The organism is Marinobacter sp. es.048, assembly GCF_900188435.1.
GTDB lineage: Bacteria > Pseudomonadota > Gammaproteobacteria > Pseudomonadales > Oleiphilaceae > Marinobacter.
This window is the reverse complement of sequence record NZ_FYFA01000001.1, coordinates 1,964,221-1,989,365: the sequence shown is the minus strand read 5'-3', so window position 1 is coordinate 1,989,365 and position 25,145 is coordinate 1,964,221. Positions and strand designations below refer to the sequence as shown.

Sequence of the window (25,145 nt, the reverse complement as noted above, 5' to 3'; positions counted from 1 at the left end):
AAAAGGCCCGGAGGTGACAAAACTATCGAACCACCAATCCATCGAGGCGCTCAATCACCTGCTCGAATTCCCGGTCGATCTCTTCCAGCAAACCGGGCGCATCTTCCAGCCGGAACTCTTTGCCGGCCATCTCGGCCTTCAGACAGAGCTCACCAAGCCTGGGAGCGCCGATATTGATGCAACTGCCCTTGAAACTGTGGGCTGTCCTGGCAAATGCGTCACTATCTTCTGCCCTCAGGGCCTCCCGCAACGCCCGGATCCTGTCCCGGGAATCTGCCAGATAGGTCTGTATCAGCACTTCGAATTCGTCCTCCATAACGTCTCGAAGCTCAGCCAGTGCCTCCTCGTCCAGGTGTGGTTTATCAGTCATCTCGATTCTCCGCTGTACGGGCGAACTGCCAATCATAGACAATTTCAACATGATTACCCTGTTCATGAAACCTGATGGTCTCAGCCAGACGTTTCAACAGAAGCAGGCCCCGCCCTGCATAACGCCCTATCACCGCCGGGGAATGGCCAGGGTCTACACTGGGATGATTCTGGAAATCAAATCCCTGACCACTGTCCTCGCAAACAACACGAAGCCGACCGCCATCCGGTTTCAGGGAATGATGGAGGGTAAACCGGATGTAATGCCCCTGCACGTTGGCCAGGCGCCGATTACGCTCGGCGTAATAGCGGCCAAACCCCTCCGGTGAATGTTTCCATTCTGACGGCAGCTCGAGAACGCCGTGCTCCAATGCGTTGTTGTAGAGTTCCGCCAGCAAGGTATAGATTTCGCCGCTCTTCCGTCGAAGGCCCGGCACCTCCATGCAGATATGAAGCAAAAGAGGCAGGGGACTGAACTCGCCAAGGGTCCTTTCCCGAATTTCATAGGTGCAGCGCCATTCCGCCGGCCCGGCTAGAGCTGACGGTGCGGCATGATCTGGCAGGGTAGCCAGACCCGCCTCGTCCATCATTTCCAGACAGCAAAGCGTCAAATCGTCACCATCTTCAAAGTTGCCTGTAAACTGGTGAACCGCGGCCATCATGGCGTCGAAAGGGTGGTCACCGACATCCAGTTGATCAAGCGTTTCAGTGACTCCCCGCTCGCCAAAGACGTTGCCGGCGCTGTCGGCAGATTCCAGAAAGCCGTCGGTCATCATCAACACCCGATCACCCGGACCAGCTCCGACTCTCTCGAAATCGGCATTGAACCGGTCAGGCGAGAGTATACCGAGTGGCAAGTGCCTCGATGGCAATGCCAGGTGTTCCCCTGAGGGCCGGATTAGCCAGCCATCCGGAAGACCACCGTTCCAGATCTGAACCTGATTGAGCTTGAAATCCGCCTCGATCATGGCGCCACAGCAGAACATGCCGCTCGGCAGAATACGTTTGAGTTTCTGGTTAATCTCGCGCAACACGTCCTGGCCGTTAAAGCCCTTGTTGGCCATGCCGTAGAAGATCTCGGCCACAGGCATGGCACCAATGGCAGCCGGCAGGCCATGGCCGGTGAAATCCCCCATGAAGATCAGCATCCCGCCTGCGGGCCGTGGCGAGGCGAACAGCACATCGCCATTGAAAATAGACTGGGGCGAGGCGTGATAACGGATGTTGGTGGCGTCCAGGCAACCTGAGTGGGCAACGTTGTCGAATACCCGCTTGGCGATTTCCTGCTCTTCGGTCAGCTGACGATTCCGCTCCCGGATCAGATCCCGCTGATCCGACAGGGTCTGATGCATCAGCCGCATCCGGTTGAACGCCTTTATCTTGGCTTCGATGATAGTCCGGTTATAAGGCTTGCCCAGAAAGTCATCACCACCTGCCTCCAGGCAACGGGCCAGCGCGCCAGCTTCAGAAAGGGAGGTCAGGAAGATCAGCGGGACCAGCCGCTCGCCAGCCAGAAACTTGATCTGACGGGCCGCTTCCATCCCGTCCATGATCGGCATAAGGGCATCGAGCAGAACCAGATCCGGCGCCTCCCGCTGGAATATCGAGACTGCATCCAGTCCGTTAGCGACGTCCAGAACCTCGTGCCCGAGGCGTTTCAGGAGTGTTTTGAGGATAAGACGGTCGCTGTCTGAATCGTCAGCAATGAGTATTCTGAGAGGCCTGTTGTGTTCTGCGACGGAATCATCCATGACTACTCCGGCAGTCCGCGAAGATCAGCGGATGTTGAACAATTGCTCGAAATTGGAGATGGAAAGAATCCGCCGGACATCATTGTTGCAGTTTTCTATCACAATGCGGGCGCTGTCACCCCCGGCGTAATCCCGGAGCAACAACAGCATACCCAGGGCCGAGCTGTCCAGATAGGTGGTGTCCGACAGGTCCACAATGTAGTTCCGGACGTCCGGATCACCGTGCTCGTAGGCATCCCGGAATGCCTGATGAGTGCTGAAATCGAAACGCCCCTCTATCCTGATCACAAGGGTCTGACCGTCATCATCGCGGCGCGTCTGAATCGGCATCCTCAACCTCCCAGGGTAGCAAGAGCAGCATTCAACCGGTGTTTTTCACCAGCCTTTCTTCGGGTAAGGATAGCTGAGTGGTCTGATTTTGCATCCGGATTTGTTTGATGCAGGAGCAGATTCACTGCCGACGACGGTTGAAGGCCCGCCCGGCTGCCTCGTCCGAGAGCTTTTGTTCGCGCAGATCCTGCTCTTTCTGCTCCTGTTGCCGGCAGGTATCAATGTACTTTTCCATGCCACGCCGGCGCTCCCAGGCCTGCTGCCATTCCTGCTTGCGGGCCTCAAAGACCTTTTCCGCCTGTTCCAGCTGATTCTGCTGCTGCCGGATCACCTGATCCAGCTGCCCGATAAAGGCCTGCCAGGCTTGGAGCCGGGACACCTGCACCACGCCTTGCTGACTGTTCCGGATCTGGTCCCGGTATTCCTGCTGGTAACGGTTCAGGTTCTGCACCTGTTCTCGCTGCTGTTCGGCCAGTTTTCGGGCCTCACCCATTCGTTCCAGGGCTTCCTGTTCCTTACGTTCTTCAAGGGAGAGAACCACTTTCAGGCGCCGGGAACGCAGCATCAGGCATCACCTCCGCCACCGGCTGCCGGATTCGGCACGGCCGACTTGCGCCGATCGGGGGAGCGACGCTCTGGCACTACCGCCAGCAACTGGTCGACGCTCTCTTTCAACGGTGCACTCTCATTCAGCCCCTGCTGCAGGAACTGGCGCATATTGCCGATGTGCGTGATGGCAAAATCCGTCTCGGGATCGGAACCCTTCACGTAGGCGCCCACGGAAATCAGATCCCGGGCCTGCTGGTAGCGTGAATACACCTGTTTGAATCGCTGGGCCCTGGAAAAATGTTCGGTCTCGGTTACCTGCGGCATCACCCGGCTGATCGATGCTTCCACATCAATGGCGGGGTAGTGTCCCTCTTCGGCAAGCCGGCGGGAAAGCACGATGTGGCCATCCAGAATTGCCCGGGCGGCGTCGGCGATCGGATCCTGCTGATCGTCGCCTTCGGTAAGCACGGTGTAGAATGCGGTGATCGACCCACCTCCGGGACGGCCGTTGCCGGTTCGCTCCACCAGCTGGGGCAGTTTGGCAAACACTGAGGGCGGGTAGCCTTTGGTCGCCGGCGGCTCACCCACGGCAAGAGCGATCTCCCTCTGGGCCTGTGCATAGCGGGTAAGAGAATCCATCAACAGAAGCACCCGTTTGCCCTGATCCCGGTAATACTCGGCAATCCGGGTGGTCAGCATGGCGGCGCGCAGCCGCATCAAGGGCGAGTCATCAGCAGGCGCGGCCACCACCACTGAGCGGGACAGCCCCTCCTCGCCCAGTATGTCTTCGATAAATTCCTTTACCTCACGCCCTCGCTCACCAATCAGGCCTACAACGGTAATGTCGGCATCGGTGAAGCGGGTCATCATGCCCAGCAGCATACTCTTGCCCACGCCACTGCCGGCAAACAGACCAAGGCGCTGGCCCTGGCCGACGGTCATCAGCGCGTTAATCGCCCGGATACCAACATCCATGGACTGTCGCACCGGCGCGCGATTGAGGGGGTTGATGATGTCGCCGGTGAGCGCGACGCGGGCTTCGGCCTGCAGGGGCCCTTTTCCATCCAGAGGCTCGCCACTGCCATCCACCACCCGACCGAGCAACTGGGGCCCCACCGGAACACGGCTGGCGGCGGACAGGGGCACTACCCTGGCACCGGGCTTGAGCCCTTCAATCGCCGTAAGAGGCATCAGGTAAACCCTGTCGTCCTCGAAACCCACCACCTCTGCTTCAACGTTGCCAGTGTTCTGGCCAAAGATCACGCAACGGTCACCGACAACCATAGGGCAGCCGACACATTCCAGTGTCAGGCCCACCATGCGGGTCAGCCGGCCCGAGAGCTCAGGTTCGGGCTCGTTTCCGAGAAAGCCCTGGAAGCGGTTGAGGCGATCAGCGAGGCTCGAGGTCATCACCGTCACCTTCATTTTGCGCCGGCTTCGGATCGTCGGAGGAATCCCCGGTCTCCGGGGAATCCAGCACGTCCCGATGGAAACCGGTCAGGTCTTCCATCATGGAGTCCAGTTCCTCGGTTTCTCCGCCATCACTGTCGCTCATCTGCTGGTCCAGCATGCTCTGCACGGCCCGCTGGAAACGTTTTTCAACCGTGAAATCCACCAGGCTATGGCGGGTTTCCACCTTGCAGCCACCGGGCAGGATACTGGCGTCTTCAATGACGGAAGCGGACGCTTCAAGGCGGGCGGTCACCTCTCGGACCATTTCACAGTCTTCCGGGTTTATATGGATGCGGATGTTTTCCGCGGTGGAGGGTAGCGCCTCCATGGCGCGGCGAACCACGTGACGGATCTGGGAGGAGTCGATGGTCAGTTCACGATAGACCACCGCCCGGGCCAGGACCGTGGTCAGGTTGACCAGAGAGGTTTCAAGTTCGTCCTCGTGGCGCTTGATCGGCAGCAGCAGCTCACCGAGCAGATGTTCGAGACGGTCAAGCTTGGTCTCGATTTCCTTGCGGGTATCGTCGTAGCCCTGGCTCTTGCCTTGCTCCCTGCCCTCTGCCAGGCCGGTTTCCAGCCCATCCTGATGGCCTTCCTCCTTGCCGGCCTTCAGACCATCCTGGTAACCCTGTTCTTGACCCTCGTTATAGCCGTCTTCCCGGGCCGCCTCGCGGATCTCGTCAATGTCGGCGGCGGTCAAGGGTTTGACCTCGCGCTCCTCTTCCCGCGCTACTTCATTGCCACGGGCATCCAGCAGGGGCAGCTCCCACCGTTCATAGGCGGTCAGCTGTTCCTTGGGAATGCGATTGACGTCACGGGTGGAATCTTTCATCACATCATTTCTTCGCCGGCACCGCCGAGGGAGATTTCGCCGGCCTCGGCCATACGGCGTGCAATGGTGATAATGTCTTTCTGGGCGGATTCAACTTCACTGACCTTGACTGGCCCCTTGGCTTCAAGATCATCCTGCAGCAACTCCGCTGCACGCTTGGACATGTTCTTGAAGATCTTGTTCTGGACCTCCTCGTCGGCTCCTTTCAGCGCAACCACAAGAACTTCCGAAGACACCTCCCGCAACAGTGCCTGGATACCGCGATCGTCCACTTCCTTGAGGTTGTCGAACACAAACATCAGATCCTCAATGGTGCTGGCAAGGTCCGGATCCATATCCTTGATGGAATCCATCAGATTGCCTTCAATGCTCCGATCCATGAAGTTCATGATGTCCGCCGCCCGTTTGACACCACCAATGCGGCTGGTCTGGGAAGCGGCACCGCCAGAGAACTGTTTTTCCAGAATGTCGTTGAGTTCCTGCAGCGCCTGGGGCTGGATACTTTCCAGGGATGCCACCCGCATCATGACATCAAGGCGGACTTTTTCGTCCAGGGTGCCAAGAATTTCAGCCGCCTGATCCGGATCCAGGTAGGAAATAACAATGGCCTGAATCTGCGGGTGTTCGTAACGAATGATGTCACCCACAGCCCGGGGCTCCATCCATTTGAGGGTATCAAGGCCGGTGGTGTTGCCGCCAATGAGGATGCGGTCGATCAGGCTGGATGCCTTATCATCGCCCAGAGCCTGAGTCAGCATCGTCCGGATGTAATCATCATTGCCCACACCCAGGCCGGTCTGGCCACCCACGGCATCAACAAACTGGTTCATCACGTAGGTGACTTCGTCTTTGCTGACATCCTTCATCTGGGCCATGGCCACACCCACACGCTGAACCTCCTTTGGGCCCATGTGCTTTAGGATCTCAGCCGCGTCCGCCTCGCCCAATGACATCAGCAGAATCGCAGCCTGCTCCACACGCGGGATTTTCCGCTGCGGCTTCTGCGGCTCACCGCCACCCTGTTGATTGGCTTGCTCAGTCATCGACATTCACCCACTGGCGCATTACCTGTGCGACCCGCGCCGGGTCTTCGGCAATCAGACCTTTCAATGCGTTCAGCTGTCTATCATAACCGTCTGTGGCACCCGGCAAAAGCAGATCATCCTGGGAGGACATAGCCTTGCGCAGCTCATCGCCACCCTCAATGTCATCAAGACCGCCATACCCGCCGCCACTGCCGGAGCCGGCATCCAGGCCGCGCTCGCGCTGGCCACCGCCAGAAAGACTCTTCAGCGTGGGACGCAGCAGCCCAAGCACCAGAACCAGAATGACCAGACCTGCAAGCACCTGCTTCATCAGGTCCCAGAACCAGGGCTGCTCCCAGAAGGCCGGAGCTTCAAATTCGACGGCTTCTTCCGGGGCAAATGCCGTATTCATTACGGTAACACTATCACCCCGAGCGGCAGAATAGCCCACCGCATCCCGAACCAGCATGCTTAACCGCTGCAATTCCTGCTCCGGCCAAGGCTCGTAGCTGACTTCCCCAGTCTGGGGATCCACCACCTTCATGTCATCCACTGCCAGGGCCACAGTCACCCGTTTGACCCTGCCCAGCTCCTGACGCCGATAGCTGACGGTGCGATCCATTTCGTAGTTCCGGGTGGATTCACTGCGCACATTTACCGGCGCAGGAGCGGCCGCTTCGCCATCGCCGCCAGCAGCCTGCTCGGGAACCGTCGCATCGGCCGGCGGCTGGTTTGCCAGTGCACCTGGAATGCCGCCCTGGGGGCCAGCAGTGCGCTGCTCTGTCAGCTCACGTTCACTGCGTACCGCCTGCTGCTCGGGGTTGAACAATTCCTCTGCCTGCTCCACCGAGGAAAAGTCCAGATTCGCTGAAACCTCGGCACGATAGCGTCCGTCGCCCACAATGGGCCCAATGAGAGAGGCTACCCGACGTGTCAGGCGCTCCTCGACTTTGGCGGTATACTCGTACTGGTCTGCCATCTGATCGGCATTGCTCTGGCTCTCCTTGCCGGTCAGCAGGTTCCCGTTCTGGTCAACAACAGTGACGTGTTCCTTGCTCATCATGGGAACGCTGCCGGCAACCAGGTTCACAATGGCGTTGATTTGTTCCTGTTCCGGCCGTCGGCCGGCAAAGACTTCGAGAAATACCGAAGCAGACGGATCGCGGGCATCGCGGACAAATACGGAGCGCTCCGGGATTGCCAGGTGCACGCGGGCATTTCTGACACCGCGCATGCTGGCAACGGTGCGCGCCAGCTCACCCTCAAGCCCGCGACGGTAAGAGATAGTTTCCATGAACTGGGAGGTACCCAGACCACGTTCCTGGTCCAGCAACTCGTAACCCATGGTTTTACGATCGGTGACACCCTCGGCGGCCAGTTTCAGGCGCGCATCGTAGACCTGGTCAGAGGGCACCAGCAACGCGCCGGTGCGGGGATCCATTTTGTATTCGATGCCACTGCTGTCGAGGATGCTGGTGACGTCCTGCGGGTTGTAAGAAGACAGATCGCCGACCACCGGCTGATAGTTCGGCTCCTGGGCCCAGAGTACGACCGCCAATCCGAGCGCCACGCTGGCGGCAAGCCCCACCATCAGGCCGATCTGGCGTAACAGATTGAGCCGGTTGAACCCCATGAACAGGTCGCTACGACTCTCTGGTGCGTCTCCCTCTCGGGCTGCCGGCATGTTGGAGGCGTTGGTTTCTGCAGGTACGCTGGCCATGACTCTGCTCCGTTATCAGATCGGCATGTTCATAATGTCTTCGTAGGCCCGAACCACCCGGTTACGTACCTGGGTCAGCGCTTCGAAGGAGACAGAGGATTTCTGGGCGGCAATCATCACACGGGTGATGTCCACGTTCGGATCGCCCATGTCGTATGCGGTTCGCAGATCCCCCGCAGTTTTCTGGAGGTCGTTCACGTTGTTCACCGCGTTGCTCAGCATGTCATTGAAGCTGGGCGTCTCCTGGGTTTCCTGAACCTGGCGAGGGCCGTCTATGCGGCCACGAACCGATTGATCCTGCTCGACCCGCTGGTTCTGCATCATCTGGGAACGCAGGGACCGGATATCGGACAAAACACTGTTGATGTCGGCACGCTGAACCATAACTCTCTCCTGGCTCCGCCCTCCCCGGGACGGCATTGCTCTTGGGTGCTGTTAGTTTCGATCAAGCAATTGGCAGGCCAATTATATTTTAATATTTAATATCAAATAGTTAGATCAGACCGCATTGATACAGGAGAAATCAATGACGGACTTTTGACGACAGGCGGGTTGCCTTTGGAGGCATTGGAAACGGGGGATAAAAAAAGCACCCCGAGGGGTGCCAATAAAGGAGTTCGTCTTGCAGTGGGTCAGACCAAGGCCATTTCGGCGTCCAGATCGATTCCGGCGTCTCGCATCTGGGCCAGCTTGTACCTGAGTGTGCGGGGGCTGATCCCCAACTGCTCTGCGGCCCTGTTGCGACGCCCACGCTCTTTCCGGAGTGTCTGTATAATAATACGGAACTCCTGCTGCCTCAGATCATCTCCCAACGAAACCGCGCCATCAGGCTCGTCACCCTGCCCTTGAGACGGCTGCCCGAAAGAGGAACTTTCAGAGTCTGAAGTGTCCGCCTCGCCGGTTGTTCTGGCAACGGTTTCGGGTTGCGAAACCGGCTCCACGCTGCGCAGATCCGGCCGGCCGGTGATGCCCAGCTCCAGACACAGATCGCCGGAATGAATGACATTACCCTGGTGCAGCACCAGTGCTCGCTGGATGGCATTATCCAGCTCCCGGACATTGCCCGGCCATTGATGATTCATCAGCGCGCTTTTCGCGTCCTGGGCAAAGTTAATCCCGGTCAGCTTCATTTTTCGGCAATGCTTTTTAAGCAGCGACGTGGCCAGCGGCATGATATCCAGCGGGCGCTCCCGGAGCGGCTGCCAGTGCATGGGGAAGACCGTCAGACGGTAGTACAGATCTTCCCGGAACTTGCCTTCGCGAACATAATCCGCCAGATCCCGGTTGGTGGTCGCCACTACCCGGACATCCAGACTGATGGTCTTGCGACCACCAACCCGCTCAACTTCCCGCTCCTGTAGAACCCGCAGCAGCTTGGACTGCAGCCCCAGATCCATCTCCGAAATCTCGTCCAGAAGAATGGTGCCACCGTTGGCCTGCTCGAATTTGCCTGGCGAAGAGGCAACGGCGCCCGTAAAGGCGCCCTTCTCGTGCCCAAACAGAATCGCTTCCAGCATGTTTTCAGGAATCGCCGCACAGTTGATGGCTACGAACTGCTGATCCGCCCTCGGGGATTGCTGGTGAATAAACCGGGCAAGGACTTCCTTGCCGGTTCCGCTCTCCCCCGAGATCATAACGGTGGAGTCGCTGCCGGCCACTTTAGTCGCCAGCTGGAACATCCGCTTGCTGATCGGATCTTCTGCTACCGGCTCATCACTGGCTTTCTCGCGCCCGCCGCCAACAACCTTGCTGACGGCATCCACCAGAAACCGAGGTTCGAATGGCTTCACAAGATAATCGATAGCGCCGGCTTGCATGGCAGACACTGCATCGCTGATCTGTCCATAGGCAGTGATCAGCATCATCGGCAGCCCCGGATACAGTCTTTGAACTTCAGCCAATAACTGATGCCCAGACAGACCCGGCATGTTGACATCGCTGACCACCATATCCACCGGAGACTCCGCCAGTCGCTCAAGGGCTTCGCTGGCATTGGATGCTTCCCGCACCCGGAATTTTGCCAGTTCAAGGGTGGTTACCAACGCTTCCCGCAGGTCATGGTCGTCCTCAACAATCAGAATCTGGGCCTTCGCCATGGTTGCCTCCGATCAGTTTCTGTTACGTAATTGCGGCAGACGCAACGTAGCGATGGCGCCGCCCTGCTTCGTCGATTCAATGGAGAACCGCCCCTGATGCGCCTTGATGACGGCTTGCACCACCGCAAGGCCGAGCCCGGTGCCATGGGACTTGGTCGTGTAAAAAGCTTCTGTTAACCGGGCCGCGTCCGAGGGCTCAAATCCCGGTCCGTTGTCCAGAACCCGAATGACCAGCTCGCCGGTTTCTTCGGTTACGCGAACTGCAACATGGGTGGCTCCAGCCTCAAGACTGTTATTCACAAGATTGGTACAGGCGCCAACAAGGGCATCCCGATTACACATCAGCCGGCAGTCACTGGAGATTTCGTTCTCGAGATCCACTTTTGCACCGGGAGCCGGCTTCAGCCCCTCGACTGCCGAAGCCAGTGCCGAGACCAGTTTGCCGGCAGACAGCTCCTCTGCCAGCCGGGTCTCGCCGCGAGCGAAGATCAGCATATCCCGCACCTGTTGCTCCAGGTGGGTCAGGCGCGACATCAGTCGAGAGGCACAGCGCTGACGCATCTCTTCATCCAGGTCTTCCTGGCTCAAGTGGCCGCCGTAGAGAATGGCTGCAGACAGCGGGGTGCGGATCTGGTGAGCAAGAGATGCAACCATCTTACCCATGGCCGACAAACGCTGGGCGTGGGCCAGCTGCGCCTGGAGATGCCGGGTTTCGGTGAGGTCCGTCAGCAGAATCAATTGGCCGGGCTGGTTTTCCATGGTCCGGATCTCGATGCTGACCCTGCGACCATCTTTCAGAGATACCTCGTGACCATCGTCCCGCCGGGGTGCAAAACAGCGATGGATGACATCAACCCAGCGGGCGCCATCCAGGGGTTCTCCCAGAAGCGCAATGGCGGCCGGATTAGTCTGCGTTACCACGCCCTGGCTATCCAGAACCACAACGCCGGCAGGCAGTGCGTTCAGCAAGGTAGACAGGCGGTCCGCCAACTGCTCTTTCTCTTCAAGCTCCTGTTGACGCTGAAGCGTTTCCTGGTTCAGCTCGCCGGAAAGCTGGTTAACCCGCGACTCAAGGGTTCGGTACGAGTCGGTAATCTGTCGCGACATCCGGTTGAACAGTTCCAGGGCGGAATCCACCGCCTCGTGATCCTGCTCCGGAAACAGGGCCGTAACCTTGTCGTTTACATCCGCCGCAGCGTTGGCTTTCGCGCCACCCGCGCCGGACTGAAGAACAAACTGTGCCTGACTCATAACCTGACTCCCCGATCGGCCCGTCGGTTCGGACCCAATAGTTCGGATACTTCGTTTGCAGGTTCCTAAGCTAGCACCGTGCCAACTTGATTTTTTCTTTATTTTTCAGTGAGGAAGGGAATTTCGAAAGAGCGGAATGACAATTTTACGTCGGTCAGAAACAGAAACGACGCCTCAGGTTACGAACCTTTGACGCCGTTTCAGGAACATTAAAATGCGGACTACCCAGCTCAGGACTCCTCGGATTCCTCTTCCCGAAGCCCGTACTTGCGAACCTTTTCTACCAGGGTGGTGCGACGAATCCGAAGCTTCTCGGCAGCCCTTGCCACCACCCCGCCGGCTTCGTCCAGCGCCTGCTGGATCAGCTGCTTCTCAAGATTGGAAAGATAATCCTTCAGGTCGATGCCATTCACCGGCAACAACGCCGGCGCATCCAGGCCCACCAGCCCGGGGATACCGGAAGGCATCCCGGTATCCTCGACCGGACGATTCTCGTCGTAGTCATCAACGTAGCGGAACTTCTTGGGCAACTCCTGTACGCCTATCACAGCATAAGGATGCATGATCGACAGGCGTTCGACCAGATTGGCCAGTTCACGCACATTGCCGGGCCAGTCGTGACGACACAGACTCATTATGGCTGCCGAATTCATCCGCAGAGAGCCCCGCTTCTCCTTTTCCATCCGGGAAATGAGCTCGTTGATCAGCAGGGGAATGTCTTCCACCCGATCACGCAACGCCGGCATCTCGATGGGGAACACGTTCAGGCGGTAGTAAAGGTCTTCCCGGAAATCCCCGGACTCGATCATGTCTTCAAGATGCTTGTGAGTGGCTGCGATTACCCGTACGTCCGCCGACTGGGTCCGATTGCTGCCGACCCGCTCGAACGTGCGCTCCTGCAGCACCCGGAGAATTTTCACCTGCATGTTCAGCGGCATGTCACCGATCTCATCCAGAAACAGGGTGCCGCCCTCCGCCAACTCGAAGCGCCCCACCCGAGCCGTGATAGCACCGGTAAAGGCGCCTTTTTCATGGCCAAACAGTTCGCTTTCCAGCAATTCAGCCGGAATGGCACCACAGTTTACCGGCACGAACGGTTTTTCCCGCCGCGAAGAGTGATAATGCAGGTTTCGGGCAACAACCTCCTTGCCGGTGCCAGATTCGCCGGTGATCAGAACGCTGACGTCCTTGTTGGCCACCTGTTCCATTAACTGGCGCACCTGCTGGACCTTGCGACTGGTTCCCACAAGGCTGCGAAAGAGCTGAAGACCGCGCTGCTGGCCCCGCTCCCGGGAGCGGCTGAACTGGTCGCGGTAAATCTGGGCACGGTAGAGCGAGTCAACAAACTTGGTGTAATTCAGCGGCCATTCCATGCGGGCAATAATGCGGGCGCCGGTATCATCAGAAAGGCCCTTTAGTTCGGGGTGTCCAACCAACAGCAACGGAACTCCCTGAACAGCATTGCAAACAGCCATAATCGTCTCGGTGACCCCGGCATCCTCTCCGTTCACTACCGCGACCGCAATATCTGAAAGGCTTTCCTCGTCGCCGCTGCTCAAAAGTGCTCTGGCTTCATCGCTGGCAAGGACCTGCTCCTCGCCAATGAACTCAAGAATGGTGACCATGTCCCGCAATCTTGAATCATCCTCGCTCAGCACCAGCACTTTGTTATTTTTAGACATTCAACCGAATCTCTTGAGGGATTTGTGCGGTATTTAAGACTGTAAGGACGGCAGAGTCAATTTTATGACGCTATTTTGGTCGATTCGAAGAGACGTTCTGATAGGCCTTTGCTGCGCTCCGATTCCGGTTTACTCCCTTGAGGCCATCTTCCGCCTCCGTGCGGGCAATGCGCGCGGATTCATCCGCTGCGTCAATAAACTGCTGCAGCTCCTGCAAGCGGAGCCTCACCGGCTCCGCCTCGATTTCTCCCCCTTCCAGGGCTGCCATCAGGGGCTCGACTGCCGGCTTCACCTTTTCGTTAAGGCTGGCCATCGCTTCCCAGTCTTTGTCTGCGAGCGCGCGACCAAGATCGGCCATCAGCTGATCGAGATGATCAAGATGAGCTTGTGGGTCTGCCATGTCGGTCTCCTTGGAAATCAGCGACGAGCGTCACGGCGAGCGGCTGAGGCCGTAAACTCACTGCCCCGGAACCCGGGATTGAAATCATACGCCGGGAAACCATCATCCAGCCCATCAATGTAATAACGCTCCGCCTTCAGGTCGTAGGTCATTTCTATGGTAGTCCAGAACACCGGCTCACTGTAATAGCTGATATTGTGGGCTTCGGACACGCGCCACAGGTTTCCGTCCGCATCGTATTCCTCGGAAGCCAGGATCTGCCAGCTGTCTTCATCCACATAGAAAACGCGCCGATCGTAAATATGGCTGATTCCGGTGCGGCGTTTCGCTTCGACCACCCACACCCGATGGAGCTCATAACGGGTCAGCTCCTGATTAATGTGGCCCGGACGAATCACATCATCGGCTTCGACCTCCGGCCCGTGCAGCTTGTAGGCGTTATAGGGCACGAACAGCTCTCGCTTACCTTTAAGCTCCCAGTCGTACTGGTTGGGCGCGCCGTTGTACATATCTTTCTGATCCACCGACCGCAATGACGATGAATTCGGCAGGTCGGTCTCATAAGCAAGGTTGGGCGACCTGCGGAGCCGGCGAGAGCCGGAATCATACCGCCAGGCCAGGCGCGGCGACCGCACCTGATCAAGGGTTTCGTGTACCAGTGTAATGGTGCCAGCCAGTGACGACGGTGAAATGGTGTCTGTCTTCAGGTAGAAAATCTTGTTATCGATTTCCGCCAACTCCGCGCCCTTCTTACTGTATGCAAAGTAATAGTCGTAATCATTGACCACCGGGTTGTAAGAACCATCCCTCTGAGGCGTTGCCGACGCACTGCGTAAGGAAATTTCTTCACCCCGGTAGCGAAGGATGTGGTTCCAGATCACCTCCAGGCCGTCCTTGGGGATCGGGAACGGGCTGGTCATGATGGTGTCCCGTACACCATTGCCATTGTCCAGCAACTGCGCTGTAAGGGCATTCTCACGGAACTTGTCATAGACATGCTCCGGAAACGCCGCCGTGCGGCGAGTCCGATACACAGGAATGAAAAAGTCAGGCCCATACTTTTCCAGCATGGCGATATGGCCATCCGAAAGTTTGTCGCGATAAAGGTCAAGATTCTCGGTGGTTATGACAAAAAGCGCCCCATCTTCCGGAAACGGATCAATTTCAATCTGACCCTTGCGCCAGCCCTCCGGAGGCGTGGTTAGACCTCCGATCCACTCGGGAATGCTGCCTGACCGGTTGCCAGCCCTCTCGGCGCCAACCGGAGTAAGATCACCACCCAGCCGCTCGGCTTCGGCGGTCGTGACTTTCGACAGAGTCTGTCCTGAAAAACCGAAAAAAATCAGGGCGACACCTGCAACGATGTGGCTTCGCATCCCTTACACCTCCAGAAGTTCTTGCTGTTGGGCAGCCGCAACGATCAGAAGTCGCTCAGCCGGGCGCCTTTTTGCCAAATTCAAACGTTCGTTTCAAGCGAATGTTTGTATTTTATTGTGAAACCGGCCTGCACAGACAGTTGAAGAAATTTGCCACCGAGAATGGTATAGTGGGCAATTAATTTTCCGGGATTACACCCGCGCTGGGGGATTGAAGGTATTCCATGGCCTCGCAATGGCATTCGCTGGTTTCGCAAAAACTCTTTCTCGCCCGCACTTTGCTGGGGCAACTGGATCAGCCAACGGTCGAGGGTGAAGGGCAATCCCCTAACGAAGCGGAACAGGCTTTGCGCCGGGAAGCAGCGATTCAAGGGGCAATTGAGCTGCTCCTCAGGTCCCGCAAATTATTGCTGGTGATGATTGCCAGGCTGTACCAGAGAAAATCAGAGGAACCTGCAACTCTGGACGAACTGGCCTCTATGATCGGAGCGGAACCGAATGAAATCGGTCGGCTGCGAGAGCTTGAAAAGCGTTCGGGTAGCTGGTGGAACCACATGGAACAATTGGAACGCTCGCAAAGCCGACCACCAGAGACCAAAAAAACCGTGAGCGCGGAGAACATTATTGCAGTGTCCGCCGATTCCGGCCCGGATCGATCCTCGGCCGCGTTACTGAAAACGCTGAGTGCCGTCAAACATTTTGCAGACGATCTGGAAGACCAGCACAGCGAGTGGTAAGCCAGTCGGGGCTCCGGTTATCCAGATCTTATTAACTTGAAGGTTTATTGAATGTCACCATCGTTTTTTGAAATCGTGCAACTGACCAATGGCGACTACGCCCTGCGCCGCATTGATGATGACAGTGCGCCACTGGTAAAAATCTCTTTTTCGGAAGAAGCCCGGGAAATGATGGAAGACCGGGACATGTCGGTTGCCAAAGCAATGATTGCAGCTGGCATTGAGGCCGTCGGCAATGTTGCCCACGATATCGACTGGGAAGATGACGAACTGGACGCCTCAGACGCCCAGCCCTCCTACACTCTTCATTGATCGATTAACGCTGCCTGAGAACAACGCCGTGGCTGTCTCCCTCGGCAGAGGCTTTTTGCAGAGATTCGAAGGCAGCGCGGCCCAGTTTACGGGTCCACATAACCACCGCATGACACGTGCCCGCACTGAGGGCCCGCTCGGCCAGCTCCTGGGCAGGGTAGTCGGGCGTTGAGCGAAGCACCAACAACTCGCCAGCCACGATCCCGTGCATTTTCTGCCACTTGCTAACCAATGCCTGAGGCGGATCAATCCAGGCCAGCCAACGCTTTTCCTGGTTCAGTTGGGTCAGCATGGGCAACAGCAGCTGGAAGTTTTCTACCTGGCCTTCCGGCAGAATGATTTCTGTTACATTGCCAGAGACCTTGGCCTCGTTGGTTTCCGGGGAACGTCGGGCGCGAATGACGGAACGTCGCTCGCGGGCGGCGGTTGCCGGCACTGAACAGGACAGAGCATTGGGATTGTAGGCCAGATTCTGATTAAAGCTCATTTGTTCCATAATTCACCCGTTATTCAAGCTATCTGAGGCTATCCGGACTGATCAGTGCAGATCAGAGCGGCGGATAACACCAACACCCAGACCCTCGATGAACAGTTCCTGTTCGGTCAGGTCCACTTCAATGGGTGCAAATTCTTCGTTCTCGGCAATCAGGTAGACTTTCGACCCTTCCTTTCGGAAACGTTTTACCGTGACCTCATCGCCGACCCGGGCAACGACCACCTGGCCATTGTGAACATCCTGGGTGCTGTGCACTGCCAGCAAATCGCCATCGAGAATGCCGATATCCTTCATGCTCATGCCCCGGACCCGCAGCAGATAATCTGCCGACGGCGAAAAGAATTCCGGCTGCAGGGTGCAGTGGTCCTCAATGTGCTCCTGAGCGAGGATCGGACTACCGGCAGCGACCTGGCCAATAACCGGTAACCCCAGGTCCTCTTCCGCCTCAGGCAAACGGATACCGCGGCTGGCTCCCGGCACCATTTCAATGGCACCCTTCCTTGCCAGAGCCCGAAGATGTTCCTCCGCAGCGTTGGCCGAACGGAAACCCAGCTCCGCTGCGATTTCAGCGCGAGTTGGCGGATAACCGGTCTCATCGACGTATCGGCGTATGATATCCAGTACCTGTGACTGCCTTGCCGTCAGCTTCATCAAGCTACTCCGCTATCTCGGGGCCGGGGTCAGAATTTCGTTTCCGGAAAGACCGCTCCGGGAGCCCTGTTTTTTTATACAGTAAACTGACTATATACAGTGTTTTATCCAGTGTAAAGCCAGGTCCCCGATTTTCTTGCATCCGCTTAATAATGAGGATCAACAACGGTGTGATATGGTTAGGGCACGATTTCTCACGAACCAGGGAGCACCATGACCCAAGTCAGTGCCTGCAGGATGCCTGACATCCTAGAGACGAACGAAGGGAAGGAACGCCGCGTTGGCGTCGAGATCGAACTGTCTGGTCTGGGTTACGACGAGCTGGTTACATTGGCAGCGAAGATGCTTGAGGGCACTCCAGAACTCAAATCACGGTATGTGACCACACTGCAGACGGCCCTGGGTGACTTCACGGTGGAGCTTGATTCCGATCCGATCAAGGATCTCGATCTGGCGGATGAGCGTCTCCCCGAATCCATCCGTGAACTGGGTGGACAGGCGATGGATGTGATCGACGCTGCCGCCGAGCGCGTGGTGCCCCTCGAGATCATAAGCCCGCCCCTGAAATTTTCCAGCGTCGACGTGATTGAAACCCTCGTAGAGAAGCTCAGGAGCGCCGGGGCACTCGGAAGCCGAGACGCCATCTATTTTGCGTTTGGCCTGCAGCTGAACCCCGAACTGCCTGACCTCAGCCCGGCGACACTGGTACGGTACTTTCAGGCATTCGCAGCTCTTTATGACTGGCTCAAGCACCGGCATCAACTGGATGTCAGCCGAAAATTCACCACCTATATCGAACCCTGGCACGGTCGCTACACCGAGCTTCTGATGGAAGACAACTACCAACCAAATCTCGGGGAGCTCATGGAGGATTACCTGGAGTTCAATCCCACCCGCAACCGTGCGCTTGACCTGCTTCCGCTGTTTGCGCATCTGGACAGGGAACGCCTGGAACGCCACGTTCAGGATCCAAGAATCAAAAGCCGGCCCACCCTGCATTATCGGTTGCCGGATTGCGATATCGACAATCCCGGCTGGCATTTCTCAACCGTGTGGAACGACTGGGTCGTGCTGGAGCAGCTGGCCAACAATCCCGACGATCTGGCCGACATGCGCAGGCTGTTTCGCGAGCGGCGGAAACTGAACCTTCACAACCTGACTCACAGCTGGCGGGAAACCACCAACGACTGGTTGGCCAAGAACGGGTATGTCTGAAGAGTCCAAAGAACAGGAACTTGAGGTTCCGGGCCTGACCATCGGCATCAGCGGCCCCACTCGCAAAAGCCTTGCCCACCGCCTTATCAGCCTTGGCCTGCGTCTGCACGGTGCCCGGACCCACTACATTCGGCCCGGGGCGCGGGTCGCCGTAGCCATGCTTGATGGCCTGGTGCTGTCAGGTGGCACCCACGTCCATCCGGAACGTTATGGTCAAGAGCCGCAGGTGACCGCAAACTATGACCGCAAGCGTGACGCAACCGATCAGTCGCTGCTTGAACAGGCTGAGGCCATTGGTATTCCGGTGCTCGGGATTTGTCGAGGTGCCCAGTTGATCAACGTTTTCCACGGCGGGTCCCTGTGCCAGAACGTGACTCCGCTGAGGGTCAATACCCGGCACCGTCCACTGTTATTACCCCTGCAAACCGTACGCCTGGTAACGCATAGCCGGCTTGAACAAGCCATGCGCTCTCCAGTCATCGGCGCCAACCGGATTCACAGCCAGGCCATCAAGCGCCTGGGCCGAAATCTGCGCGTGACCGCCGTGGACAATGATCTTTTTGTACAGGCTATTGAAAGCACCGGACGCCAGTGGCTGACGGGCATCCAGTGGCATCCTGAATACCTTCTCTACCATGGCGGACACCGACGCATCTTTGGCCAGTTCGTGGATGCCGCCCGCCGATACAAACTGGCGCGCCTGGAACCGGATTTCGGCGAAGCCTGACCCATCAACGGTTTCCAAAGGAGGCACTACCATGAAAGGACGGAACCGCAAGCTCCGTTTAAACCTTAAGCCGCGCTTTCTGTTTTCCCTGGCTTTCGCAGTGCCAACCCTGGCAATCGCGGGCGAAGTGACGCTCACAGGCGAAGGTAGTGTCCGATACGAGCCGGACAGTGCCAGACTCCAGTTTACCGCCAGTGCCGGGCACGAACTCCCCCAGAAGGCTACCGAACGCGTAAAGGCGCTGATGGAGCAGTGGCGGGAGGGGATTACCGAGTACCGGGATCAACTCAACGACTATTCAGACGCCACAGTGAACCTTTACACCCGAACCTTACCTGCACAGGAACGGGATGATGAGCCCCGCAAACAGGCCGTGGCTTCGCAGACCATCAGCTTCAGCATCAGTGACCTCAATCTGCTCAATCCCCTTCTCCAGCAGGCCCAGGCGGTGGGCCTGGATTACCATCTGGGCCCTCACCAGTTCTTCCACTCGGATGAGACCGGTATGGAGCAGGAAGCGCTTGCCAGAGCCATCGCAGACGCCCAGGCCCGGTGCCGATTCGTGGCCAGCCAGCTCGACCAGACCTGCGGTGATGTGGTCACCATCAACATTAATGGCGGACACCGCCCGGTGCCGATGATGATGGCCGAGGCCAAATCCATGTCGGATACCGTATCGCGCGTGGGTGAGCGGGAAATCCAGGCCTCAGTGAGTGCTACCTTCGAACTGGACTGAGCTCAGAAATCCCGGGTGTAGAAAATATCCAGGGAGGCCGCCAGCCCGCTGGCAGCCTCCAGATAGAAGTAGCGGCCGAGGTCGTAGCGAAGAGCGACGGTAGTGATTGGCTCGAAGATGCCAACCCCGTAGCGGACGCTCAGCTCGTCCGTCAGATAACCACTCGCTACCACCGACGTCTGCTCGCCGGCGCCTTCGGCTTCGAGGGTGAGCTGGCGAATGCCAAACTCCTCGCCAATCTGCCCGGTCACCTTGTTGGCCTGGGTCAGCCCCAGGGACAATGCCGCCCTGCTCATCTGCCCCTCATCACCTCGACTCTGGGGCGCTCTGCCCAGAATGACGTAGGAAAGCGCCTCCGTCTGCGGCATATCGGGGTTCGAGAACACTTCTGTCTGGGGCGATTGAACAGGTCCGGTCAAACGAATACCGGCAACAACAGTGTCCACGGTACGAACGGCCTCGATATCCAGATAGGGTTGGGTGAGATTGCCGACGAACAACAGCCTTGCCCGCCTGAGCTCTAGCTCCTGACCATAAGCCTCATACTGACCATTAACCAACTGAAGCGTGCCGCGAGTGTCCATGTCATTGCCAATCCGAAGAGAACCCTTCAGATCACCGGTCACGCCGAAGGCGGCAAACGTCACCCGGTCTTCCCCTACGACCACGGTCACATCCATGTTCAACGAACGGACCACCGGCTCTTCCCGTTCCACGCCGACAATGACCTCATCCTCCGATACCGACACAGCCTGCTCCGGCAAACCCTGTATCTCGATGTCGCCCCTTGGCACCCCGACCTGCCCGGTTACCTCCAGGGCTCCCTCACTGAAAACAATGGTCAGGTCCGGCTCCACCTCAAGCTGCGCATAGGGCTCCAGGTTGAATGGCACACGGCTCCCGGAAATCGTGATTTCTCCCCGGGGAGACTGTTGCCAGTCGATTTCGCCATCGACAACGGTCTGGCTTCGCGCATTGCTCTGAATCCTGCCACTAATCTGAGCCGAGTAGCCGGAGAACTGAAGGCTGGCGATCATCTCCTGGATCGGCAACGGCAGGCGGGGATCGGAAACCCGGCCATCCACGAGGTGCAGTTCGCCGGTCACAGCCGGTTTCATCAAAGGGCCGGAGAGCTGGCCCTGACCGTTAACGCGACCGGCAACTTCATCCAGCCCGGAAAGCAGTCCGGCGAAGGCAATATCCAGTCCTTCGAGACTGAAAGACCCCTCGACGTCGCGGTTCGCCGAGTTCGGATCAAGTTCCATATCCAGGGCAAAATCGCCAAGTTCCGGGCCGGAAAGACGGACCGCAAGATTGGCCTGGTTCGGCTTCAGGCCGACCTCGGTCGTCAGGGTTTCGTAGGTGAGCGATTCCCATTCCCCGTCCAACAGCAACTGGAATTGTCCTTCACCGGCGTCCAGGAAAACGCGTCCGTCCGGGCCGTCCCCGGTGGTGGTGAAATCAATCTCTCCGTTGATCCGTCCGACCCAACGCAAGGTATCTGGCAGCAAGGGTGCCAGGGCCACTGTCGGGAAACGGTCAATGCGATAGGCAATTCGGGGGACCGGGAGCAGCGTCTGGTCTTCGGCACAAACCGTACTTTGCTGCCAGCGCCAGCAATGATTGCCAAATGTGAGTTCACCGTTGGCGTCGTATGCCAGGGTCGCCGGCGAATTCAACTGCCATCGCTGGGCCTGTTCCGGAAGGTCAATCACGCCCCGTGACAGCTCTCCCCGCCAGGTTTTCCAGTCAGTGCCGGAGCCTCCCGCAAAACCCAGCTCAAGGTCAGCCTCGGCATGACTCGCGCTGATGCTCACGACATGCTCTCCCTGGGTGCCATTGGCTTCCAGAGTGAGCGTTTCAAGTTCTTGCCCGAACCCCTCAAGGCTTTCCGCCTGCAAACGGCTGACAAGGCGCAGCCCATCTTGCAGCTCGGCTTCCAGACTCAGGGTTTCAAGGGCAAGCTGATCCTGCCAGACCAGGTTTTTGCCACTCGCTGTCAGCTCTCCCGTCGGGCGCTCCGGTGTTCCTTCTGCAGTCAGACTGGCTTGCAGATTCCCCGTCAGGCCGGGCAGAACAATTTCCGGCGCGGGCAGGTTCAGAGCCAGCTCACCCCGCAACACATCGCCCCATGTACCGCTCCCCTCAAGCCGGTTGTCGCCCACCAACAGGCTCAGGTTGGACAGTTTCCAACTGCCAGATGAGGTATCAAGCTGGCCCTGCAGAGACGCCGCACTGGAACGCCAGTCGCCCTCAAGATTCCATCCTGCATTCATGACAGGTACCGGACCATCCCCGAGTTGTCCCTCGGTCGTCACATCGCCGCTGAGACTGGCTTCCAGGACAGGCACCCAATAACCGGGATTGAAGTCCTTCAGGCTCAAGGCCGCCTGCCAGGAAAGCGGCCCGGAAAAGTTCACAGTCCCATTGCCGGTGAGGGACCCCGCCCCGGTGCTGACTCTCAGGTCGGTCAGTGTGGTTTGCTCAGTGTCGCCGTCCACAGTAGTCGCCAGTTCGGCGCTGCCCTGAGGACCATCAACACCGGCTTCAAGCTCCGCGTGGTAGCTCCCCTCTCGCCAGGACACCGTACCATCCAGCGACCGAAGCGCAACCGCCGGCGATTCAAGGCCCGGGACCAGCGTGTACCAGGGAAATCCGCGCAAACGAATATCGGCACTGGCTTCCAGGCCCTCACTCCAGGAAACATTGCCATTGGCCACCACAGTGGCCTGCCCGGCTCCGTTTTCCCGCAAGGTTGCCAGCTCAATCCGGATGTTCTCGGCCGCTCGGGTGGTCGCCAAGCCTTCCAGCGCCAGATGCACCGGGCCTGCTGTACCCGGCAGCGTGGCTTGACCTCGGGTACGAAAACCTTTCTGCAGGCTACCCCGGGCGTCTACGGACCAATCCTTGAGCACCAGGGTTTCCGGCAGGGCCTGCGCTGCGCGGAACTGATCCGAGGTTAGCCGAAGCTGAGCCGGCAGGGCCGGATCGAGCGGCTCGACTTCCCCCGAGAGTTCAGCATCCAGGTAGCCACGACTGGATGCAGCGACCATCAGGTCCCGAACGCTGCCGGAGAGCCGGGCGTCGAGAAGCCACTCATCTCCGTAAGGCGGCGGGATGTCAGCTTTGACTTCCAGATTGACAGGCCAGTCCCTGCGGGTTTCTATCCGGCCAGCGGCGGACACCGTGTATTCTCCCAACTGATACCAGGCGCGCTTTATGTTCCAGTCAGCGCCCGATCCCCCGGCGTCCAGCTCAAACCGGTCCCAGACCCGGGTGCCGTTGAAGGTAAAAGGCCCTACCCGGACGCCACCGATATTCAGCGCCAGGGGCAGGTCCACGCCCGGCAGTATAATGGGGCTCCCGCCTTCGGATTTGTCAGCCGGGGGCAACTGGGAGACTTCGAGAGTCTCTGCCTCCAGATTCTCAATACAGAGCTGTTTTCGTAACAGACAGGAAGGGGACCAGTCCACGAGTGGCGACTCAACGACCACTTCAACCCCGTAGCCACGCCATTGCAGGTGGTCGGCCTGCCACTGACCAAACAGCGATCCCTGGTCATTTTCCACCTGAAGCCCTGGCACCTGCTCTATAACCCAGGCTGTCCCCGTCTCGGAGCGCAGGGCCAGCAAAACAGCGGCCACAACAAGGACAGGCACGAGAATCAATACCGCCAGCCCTACCAGCAGCCAGAACCGGAGGCGGCGCGGGCGTGCCGGCTGCTCGTGCGGCCTGTCGTCTGATGTTTCCGGTGTCCTCGTCACAGCTCAGGCCCCATGGAAAAATGAATGCGCCAATCCCCGCCGAATTCACGATCCAATCCTTTGGCTATGTCCAGCCTCAGCGGCCCGACCGGGCTGATCCAGCGTATGCCGACACCGGCGCCGGTGGCCAGCGGATCGCTCGGATTGTTGATCGCGTTGCCGTGGTCGACGAACATGGCGGCACGCCATTTGTCCGCAAACTGGTACTGATACTCGGCACTGCCAACCATCAGGAAGCGTCCGCCCACCGGAACGCCATTATCGTTCTCTGGCGACAGGGTTTCATAGCCATACCCTCGCACACTCTGGTCACCGCCAGCGAAGAAACGCAAGGATGGAGGCACATCTTCAAACCGGTTGGTTGCCACAGCCCCTGCCTGCAGACGACCCAGAAACCGGTGCTTGTCCGCCAGCGTAAACAGCCCCTTGACCAGTGCGTTTACATGAAGGATATCTACATCGGACAGCGCCGCCCGATGCGAACCGGTGACATCGAACTGCAGGCGATAACCCCGGGATGGGTCCAGTGGCGAGTCCGTATGTATTTTCGAATATCCCGCACCGGGCAGCAGGAGTGTGCTTGTACCTTTCTCGTCGTTGCCGATGTTAAAACGCTCACCTTCCCAGCGCAGCGACAATACCTGCAGCCAGCCGTTATCTAACTGATGTTGCCACTGCTGCCCCAGGCTCAGCAGCTCCGATTCCACATTCTCGATATCCTCCCGCTGGTATCCGGCGGTCAGCCGGATCAGATCGGTCATGGGCGGATCCAGGGGCAACTCGTACCAGGTGCTCAGGTTCTGCCTTGGTACCGAAAGCTCCGTTTCCGCACCACGTTTGTGGCCCATGGGATTAATCCAGTGCTCCCGCCAATTACCCCGGAACCTTGGCCCGACGTCTGTCGAAAATCCGACGCCCGCCGCGACGGAGCGGGCCTCCCGCCTGGTGAGTTCCACGCGTACGGGGATCACGCCGTCCTCGGTACTGCCAGGTGAGGCATCGATATCAACGCCACTGAAATACCCGCTGTTCTGGAGGTCCCGATTGAGCCTTGCTATCTCATCAGCATGGTAGGGAATACCCGGCTCAAAGGAGACAAACTGCTCCAGAAGGCCGATCTCAAACCAGTGTCCCTCCTCGAATGTTACCTCTCCCAGACGGTACCTTTCCCCGCTCTCATAGATGAGCGTAACGGTAGCACTTCGGGTCGCCGGATCCACTTCCAGGGTTCTGGTGACAAAGTTGCCGTCAAAATATCCACGCCGACGGGCACGGGTCTGGATGGTGTCGCGGAGATTGGCGTATTGGCCATGATTGAGAATATCCCCTTCGGCGGGCTGCGCAGGGAGGTTGGATGTAAACCGGTCATCAGCGGCTGCCGGGCCCCTGATCTCAACGACACGGGACTTGATCAGCACCGGCTCACCGGGGGTAATCGACAAGATCAGCGTGGCGGTAGAATCCGAATCGCCCTGCTCGATACGCCAATCAATCATGGGACTGTAATAGCCGAGGGCCCGCAATGCCTCCCGGGCCTGGTCCACAGCCGTGGAGGCGTAACGCCTGAGGTTGCCCGCACTTCGACCTTCAACCTCACCTATGAAGGCTTCGGCATTTGATTTCAGCTTCGGATAGTCTCCTTCCATGTTCACAACCACCTGTTGCGCGCAAACC

23 protein-coding genes are annotated in these 25,145 nt (G+C 58.3%); 5 read left to right on the top strand and 18 right to left on the bottom strand.

Features of this window, described 5'->3' with window-relative positions; translation table 11 throughout:
* Positions 1–22: 22 nt before the first annotated feature.
* From CFT65_RS09200 to CFT65_RS09135, 14 genes are all read right to left on the bottom strand, one after another.
* A complete protein-coding gene (locus tag CFT65_RS09200; RefSeq protein ID WP_088827738.1) occupies positions 23–370 on the bottom strand; it encodes an Hpt domain-containing protein in 348 nt (115 codons plus the stop codon).
* Complete coding sequence (locus CFT65_RS09195) at positions 363–2,120, bottom strand: PP2C family protein-serine/threonine phosphatase (RefSeq protein ID WP_088827737.1); 1,758 nt, start codon at positions 2,118–2,120, stop codon at positions 363–365. The genes CFT65_RS09200 and CFT65_RS09195 overlap by 8 nt, the downstream gene beginning before the upstream one ends.
* A 24-nt stretch (positions 2,121–2,144) precedes the next feature.
* Entirely contained in the window at positions 2,145–2,450 is a 306-nt protein-coding gene (locus CFT65_RS09190) for an STAS domain-containing protein (protein WP_088827736.1), read from the bottom strand.
* A gap of 121 nt (positions 2,451–2,571) precedes the next feature.
* On the bottom strand, positions 2,572–3,015 hold the full coding sequence (fliJ, locus tag CFT65_RS09185) for a flagellar export protein FliJ (protein WP_088827735.1): 444 nt from the start codon (positions 3,013–3,015) through the stop codon (positions 2,572–2,574).
* Positions 3,015–4,409, bottom strand: coding sequence for a flagellar protein export ATPase FliI (gene fliI, locus CFT65_RS09180; protein ID WP_014577634.1), 1,395 nt, complete (start codon positions 4,407–4,409; stop codon positions 3,015–3,017). The genes fliJ and fliI overlap by 1 nt, the downstream gene beginning before the upstream one ends.
* Positions 4,390–5,283 (bottom strand): flagellar assembly protein FliH, encoded by an 894-nt coding sequence (locus CFT65_RS09175; RefSeq protein WP_088827734.1) that lies wholly within the window; start codon positions 5,281–5,283, stop codon positions 4,390–4,392. The genes fliI and CFT65_RS09175 overlap by 20 nt, the downstream gene beginning before the upstream one ends.
* Positions 5,283–6,326 carry a flagellar motor switch protein FliG gene (gene fliG, locus CFT65_RS09170; protein WP_088827733.1) on the bottom strand — a complete coding sequence of 348 codons (1,044 nt, stop codon included), beginning with the start codon at positions 6,324–6,326 and terminating at the stop codon, positions 5,283–5,285. The genes CFT65_RS09175 and fliG overlap by 1 nt, the downstream gene beginning before the upstream one ends.
* Positions 6,319–8,028 carry a flagellar basal-body MS-ring/collar protein FliF gene (gene fliF / locus CFT65_RS09165; protein ID WP_088827732.1) on the bottom strand — a complete coding sequence of 570 codons (1,710 nt, stop codon included), beginning with the start codon at positions 8,026–8,028 and terminating at the stop codon, positions 6,319–6,321. The genes fliG and fliF overlap by 8 nt, the downstream gene beginning before the upstream one ends.
* Positions 8,029–8,043: 15 nt before the next feature.
* A complete protein-coding gene (fliE, locus tag CFT65_RS09160; protein WP_008173058.1) occupies positions 8,044–8,412 on the bottom strand; it encodes a flagellar hook-basal body complex protein FliE in 369 nt (122 codons plus the stop codon).
* A 248-nt stretch (positions 8,413–8,660) separates the two neighbouring features.
* Positions 8,661–10,124 (bottom strand): sigma-54-dependent transcriptional regulator, encoded by a 1,464-nt coding sequence (locus CFT65_RS09155; protein ID WP_088827731.1) that lies wholly within the window; start codon positions 10,122–10,124, stop codon positions 8,661–8,663.
* Between the two features lie 12 nt (positions 10,125–10,136).
* On the bottom strand, positions 10,137–11,375 hold the full coding sequence (locus CFT65_RS09150) for a sensor histidine kinase (protein WP_088827730.1): 1,239 nt from the start codon (positions 11,373–11,375) through the stop codon (positions 10,137–10,139).
* A gap of 230 nt (positions 11,376–11,605) precedes the next feature.
* Positions 11,606–13,057, bottom strand: a complete 1,452-nt coding sequence (locus CFT65_RS09145) for a sigma-54 dependent transcriptional regulator (protein ID WP_088827729.1) — start codon at positions 13,055–13,057, stop codon at positions 11,606–11,608.
* Positions 13,058–13,127: 70 nt separating this feature from the next.
* Complete coding sequence (locus CFT65_RS09140) at positions 13,128–13,457, bottom strand: SOS cell division inhibitor (RefSeq protein WP_088827728.1); 330 nt, start codon at positions 13,455–13,457, stop codon at positions 13,128–13,130.
* A 17-nt stretch (positions 13,458–13,474) separates the two neighbouring features.
* Positions 13,475–14,833, bottom strand: coding sequence for a DUF1329 domain-containing protein (locus CFT65_RS09135; RefSeq protein WP_088827727.1), 1,359 nt, complete (start codon positions 14,831–14,833; stop codon positions 13,475–13,477).
* Positions 14,834–15,057: 224 nt separating this feature from the next.
* Between CFT65_RS09135 and CFT65_RS09130 the strand changes: the two genes are divergently transcribed.
* The gene (locus CFT65_RS09130; RefSeq protein ID WP_088827726.1) at positions 15,058–15,570 is read left to right on the top strand and encodes a DUF6586 family protein; all 513 of its coding nucleotides are present in this window, start codon (positions 15,058–15,060) and stop codon (positions 15,568–15,570) included.
* A 51-nt stretch (positions 15,571–15,621) separates the two neighbouring features.
* Positions 15,622–15,882 (top strand): hypothetical protein, encoded by a 261-nt coding sequence (locus tag CFT65_RS09125; RefSeq protein WP_008177453.1) that lies wholly within the window; start codon positions 15,622–15,624, stop codon positions 15,880–15,882.
* A 4-nt stretch (positions 15,883–15,886) separates the two neighbouring features.
* On the opposite strand, the gene CFT65_RS09120 is transcribed toward CFT65_RS09125, so the two are convergent.
* Together CFT65_RS09120 and lexA are read right to left on the bottom strand one after the other, a co-directional pair.
* Complete coding sequence (locus CFT65_RS09120) at positions 15,887–16,378, bottom strand: cell division inhibitor SulA (protein WP_088827725.1); 492 nt, start codon at positions 16,376–16,378, stop codon at positions 15,887–15,889.
* A 42-nt stretch (positions 16,379–16,420) separates the two neighbouring features.
* Positions 16,421–17,032: a transcriptional repressor LexA gene (lexA, locus tag CFT65_RS09115; RefSeq protein WP_008177448.1), complete on the bottom strand. Its 612-nt coding sequence runs from the start codon at positions 17,030–17,032 to the stop codon at positions 16,421–16,423.
* A gap of 210 nt (positions 17,033–17,242) precedes the next feature.
* Between lexA and CFT65_RS09110 the strand changes: the two genes are divergently transcribed.
* Genes CFT65_RS09110 through CFT65_RS09100 form a run of 3 tightly spaced genes read left to right on the top strand, consistent with a single transcriptional unit; the run spans position 17,243 to position 19,707 of the window.
* Complete coding sequence (locus CFT65_RS09110) at positions 17,243–18,244, top strand: amidoligase family protein (RefSeq protein ID WP_088827724.1); 1,002 nt, start codon at positions 17,243–17,245, stop codon at positions 18,242–18,244.
* Positions 18,237–18,971 (top strand): gamma-glutamyl-gamma-aminobutyrate hydrolase family protein, encoded by a 735-nt coding sequence (locus CFT65_RS09105; protein WP_088827723.1) that lies wholly within the window; start codon positions 18,237–18,239, stop codon positions 18,969–18,971. The genes CFT65_RS09110 and CFT65_RS09105 overlap by 8 nt, the downstream gene beginning before the upstream one ends.
* Positions 18,972–19,002: 31 nt before the next feature.
* Positions 19,003–19,707 (top strand): SIMPL domain-containing protein, encoded by a 705-nt coding sequence (locus CFT65_RS09100; protein ID WP_088827722.1) that lies wholly within the window; start codon positions 19,003–19,005, stop codon positions 19,705–19,707.
* Positions 19,708–19,709: 2 nt separating this feature from the next.
* On the opposite strand, the gene CFT65_RS09095 is transcribed toward CFT65_RS09100, so the two are convergent.
* Positions 19,710–23,471, bottom strand: coding sequence for a translocation/assembly module TamB domain-containing protein (locus CFT65_RS09095; protein ID WP_228705811.1), 3,762 nt, complete (start codon positions 23,469–23,471; stop codon positions 19,710–19,712).
* Positions 23,468–25,117: an autotransporter assembly complex protein TamA gene (locus CFT65_RS09090; protein ID WP_088827721.1), complete on the bottom strand. Its 1,650-nt coding sequence runs from the start codon at positions 25,115–25,117 to the stop codon at positions 23,468–23,470. Before CFT65_RS09090 ends, CFT65_RS09095 begins: the two co-directional genes overlap by 4 nt.
* Between the last annotated feature and the right edge of the window lie 28 nt (positions 25,118–25,145).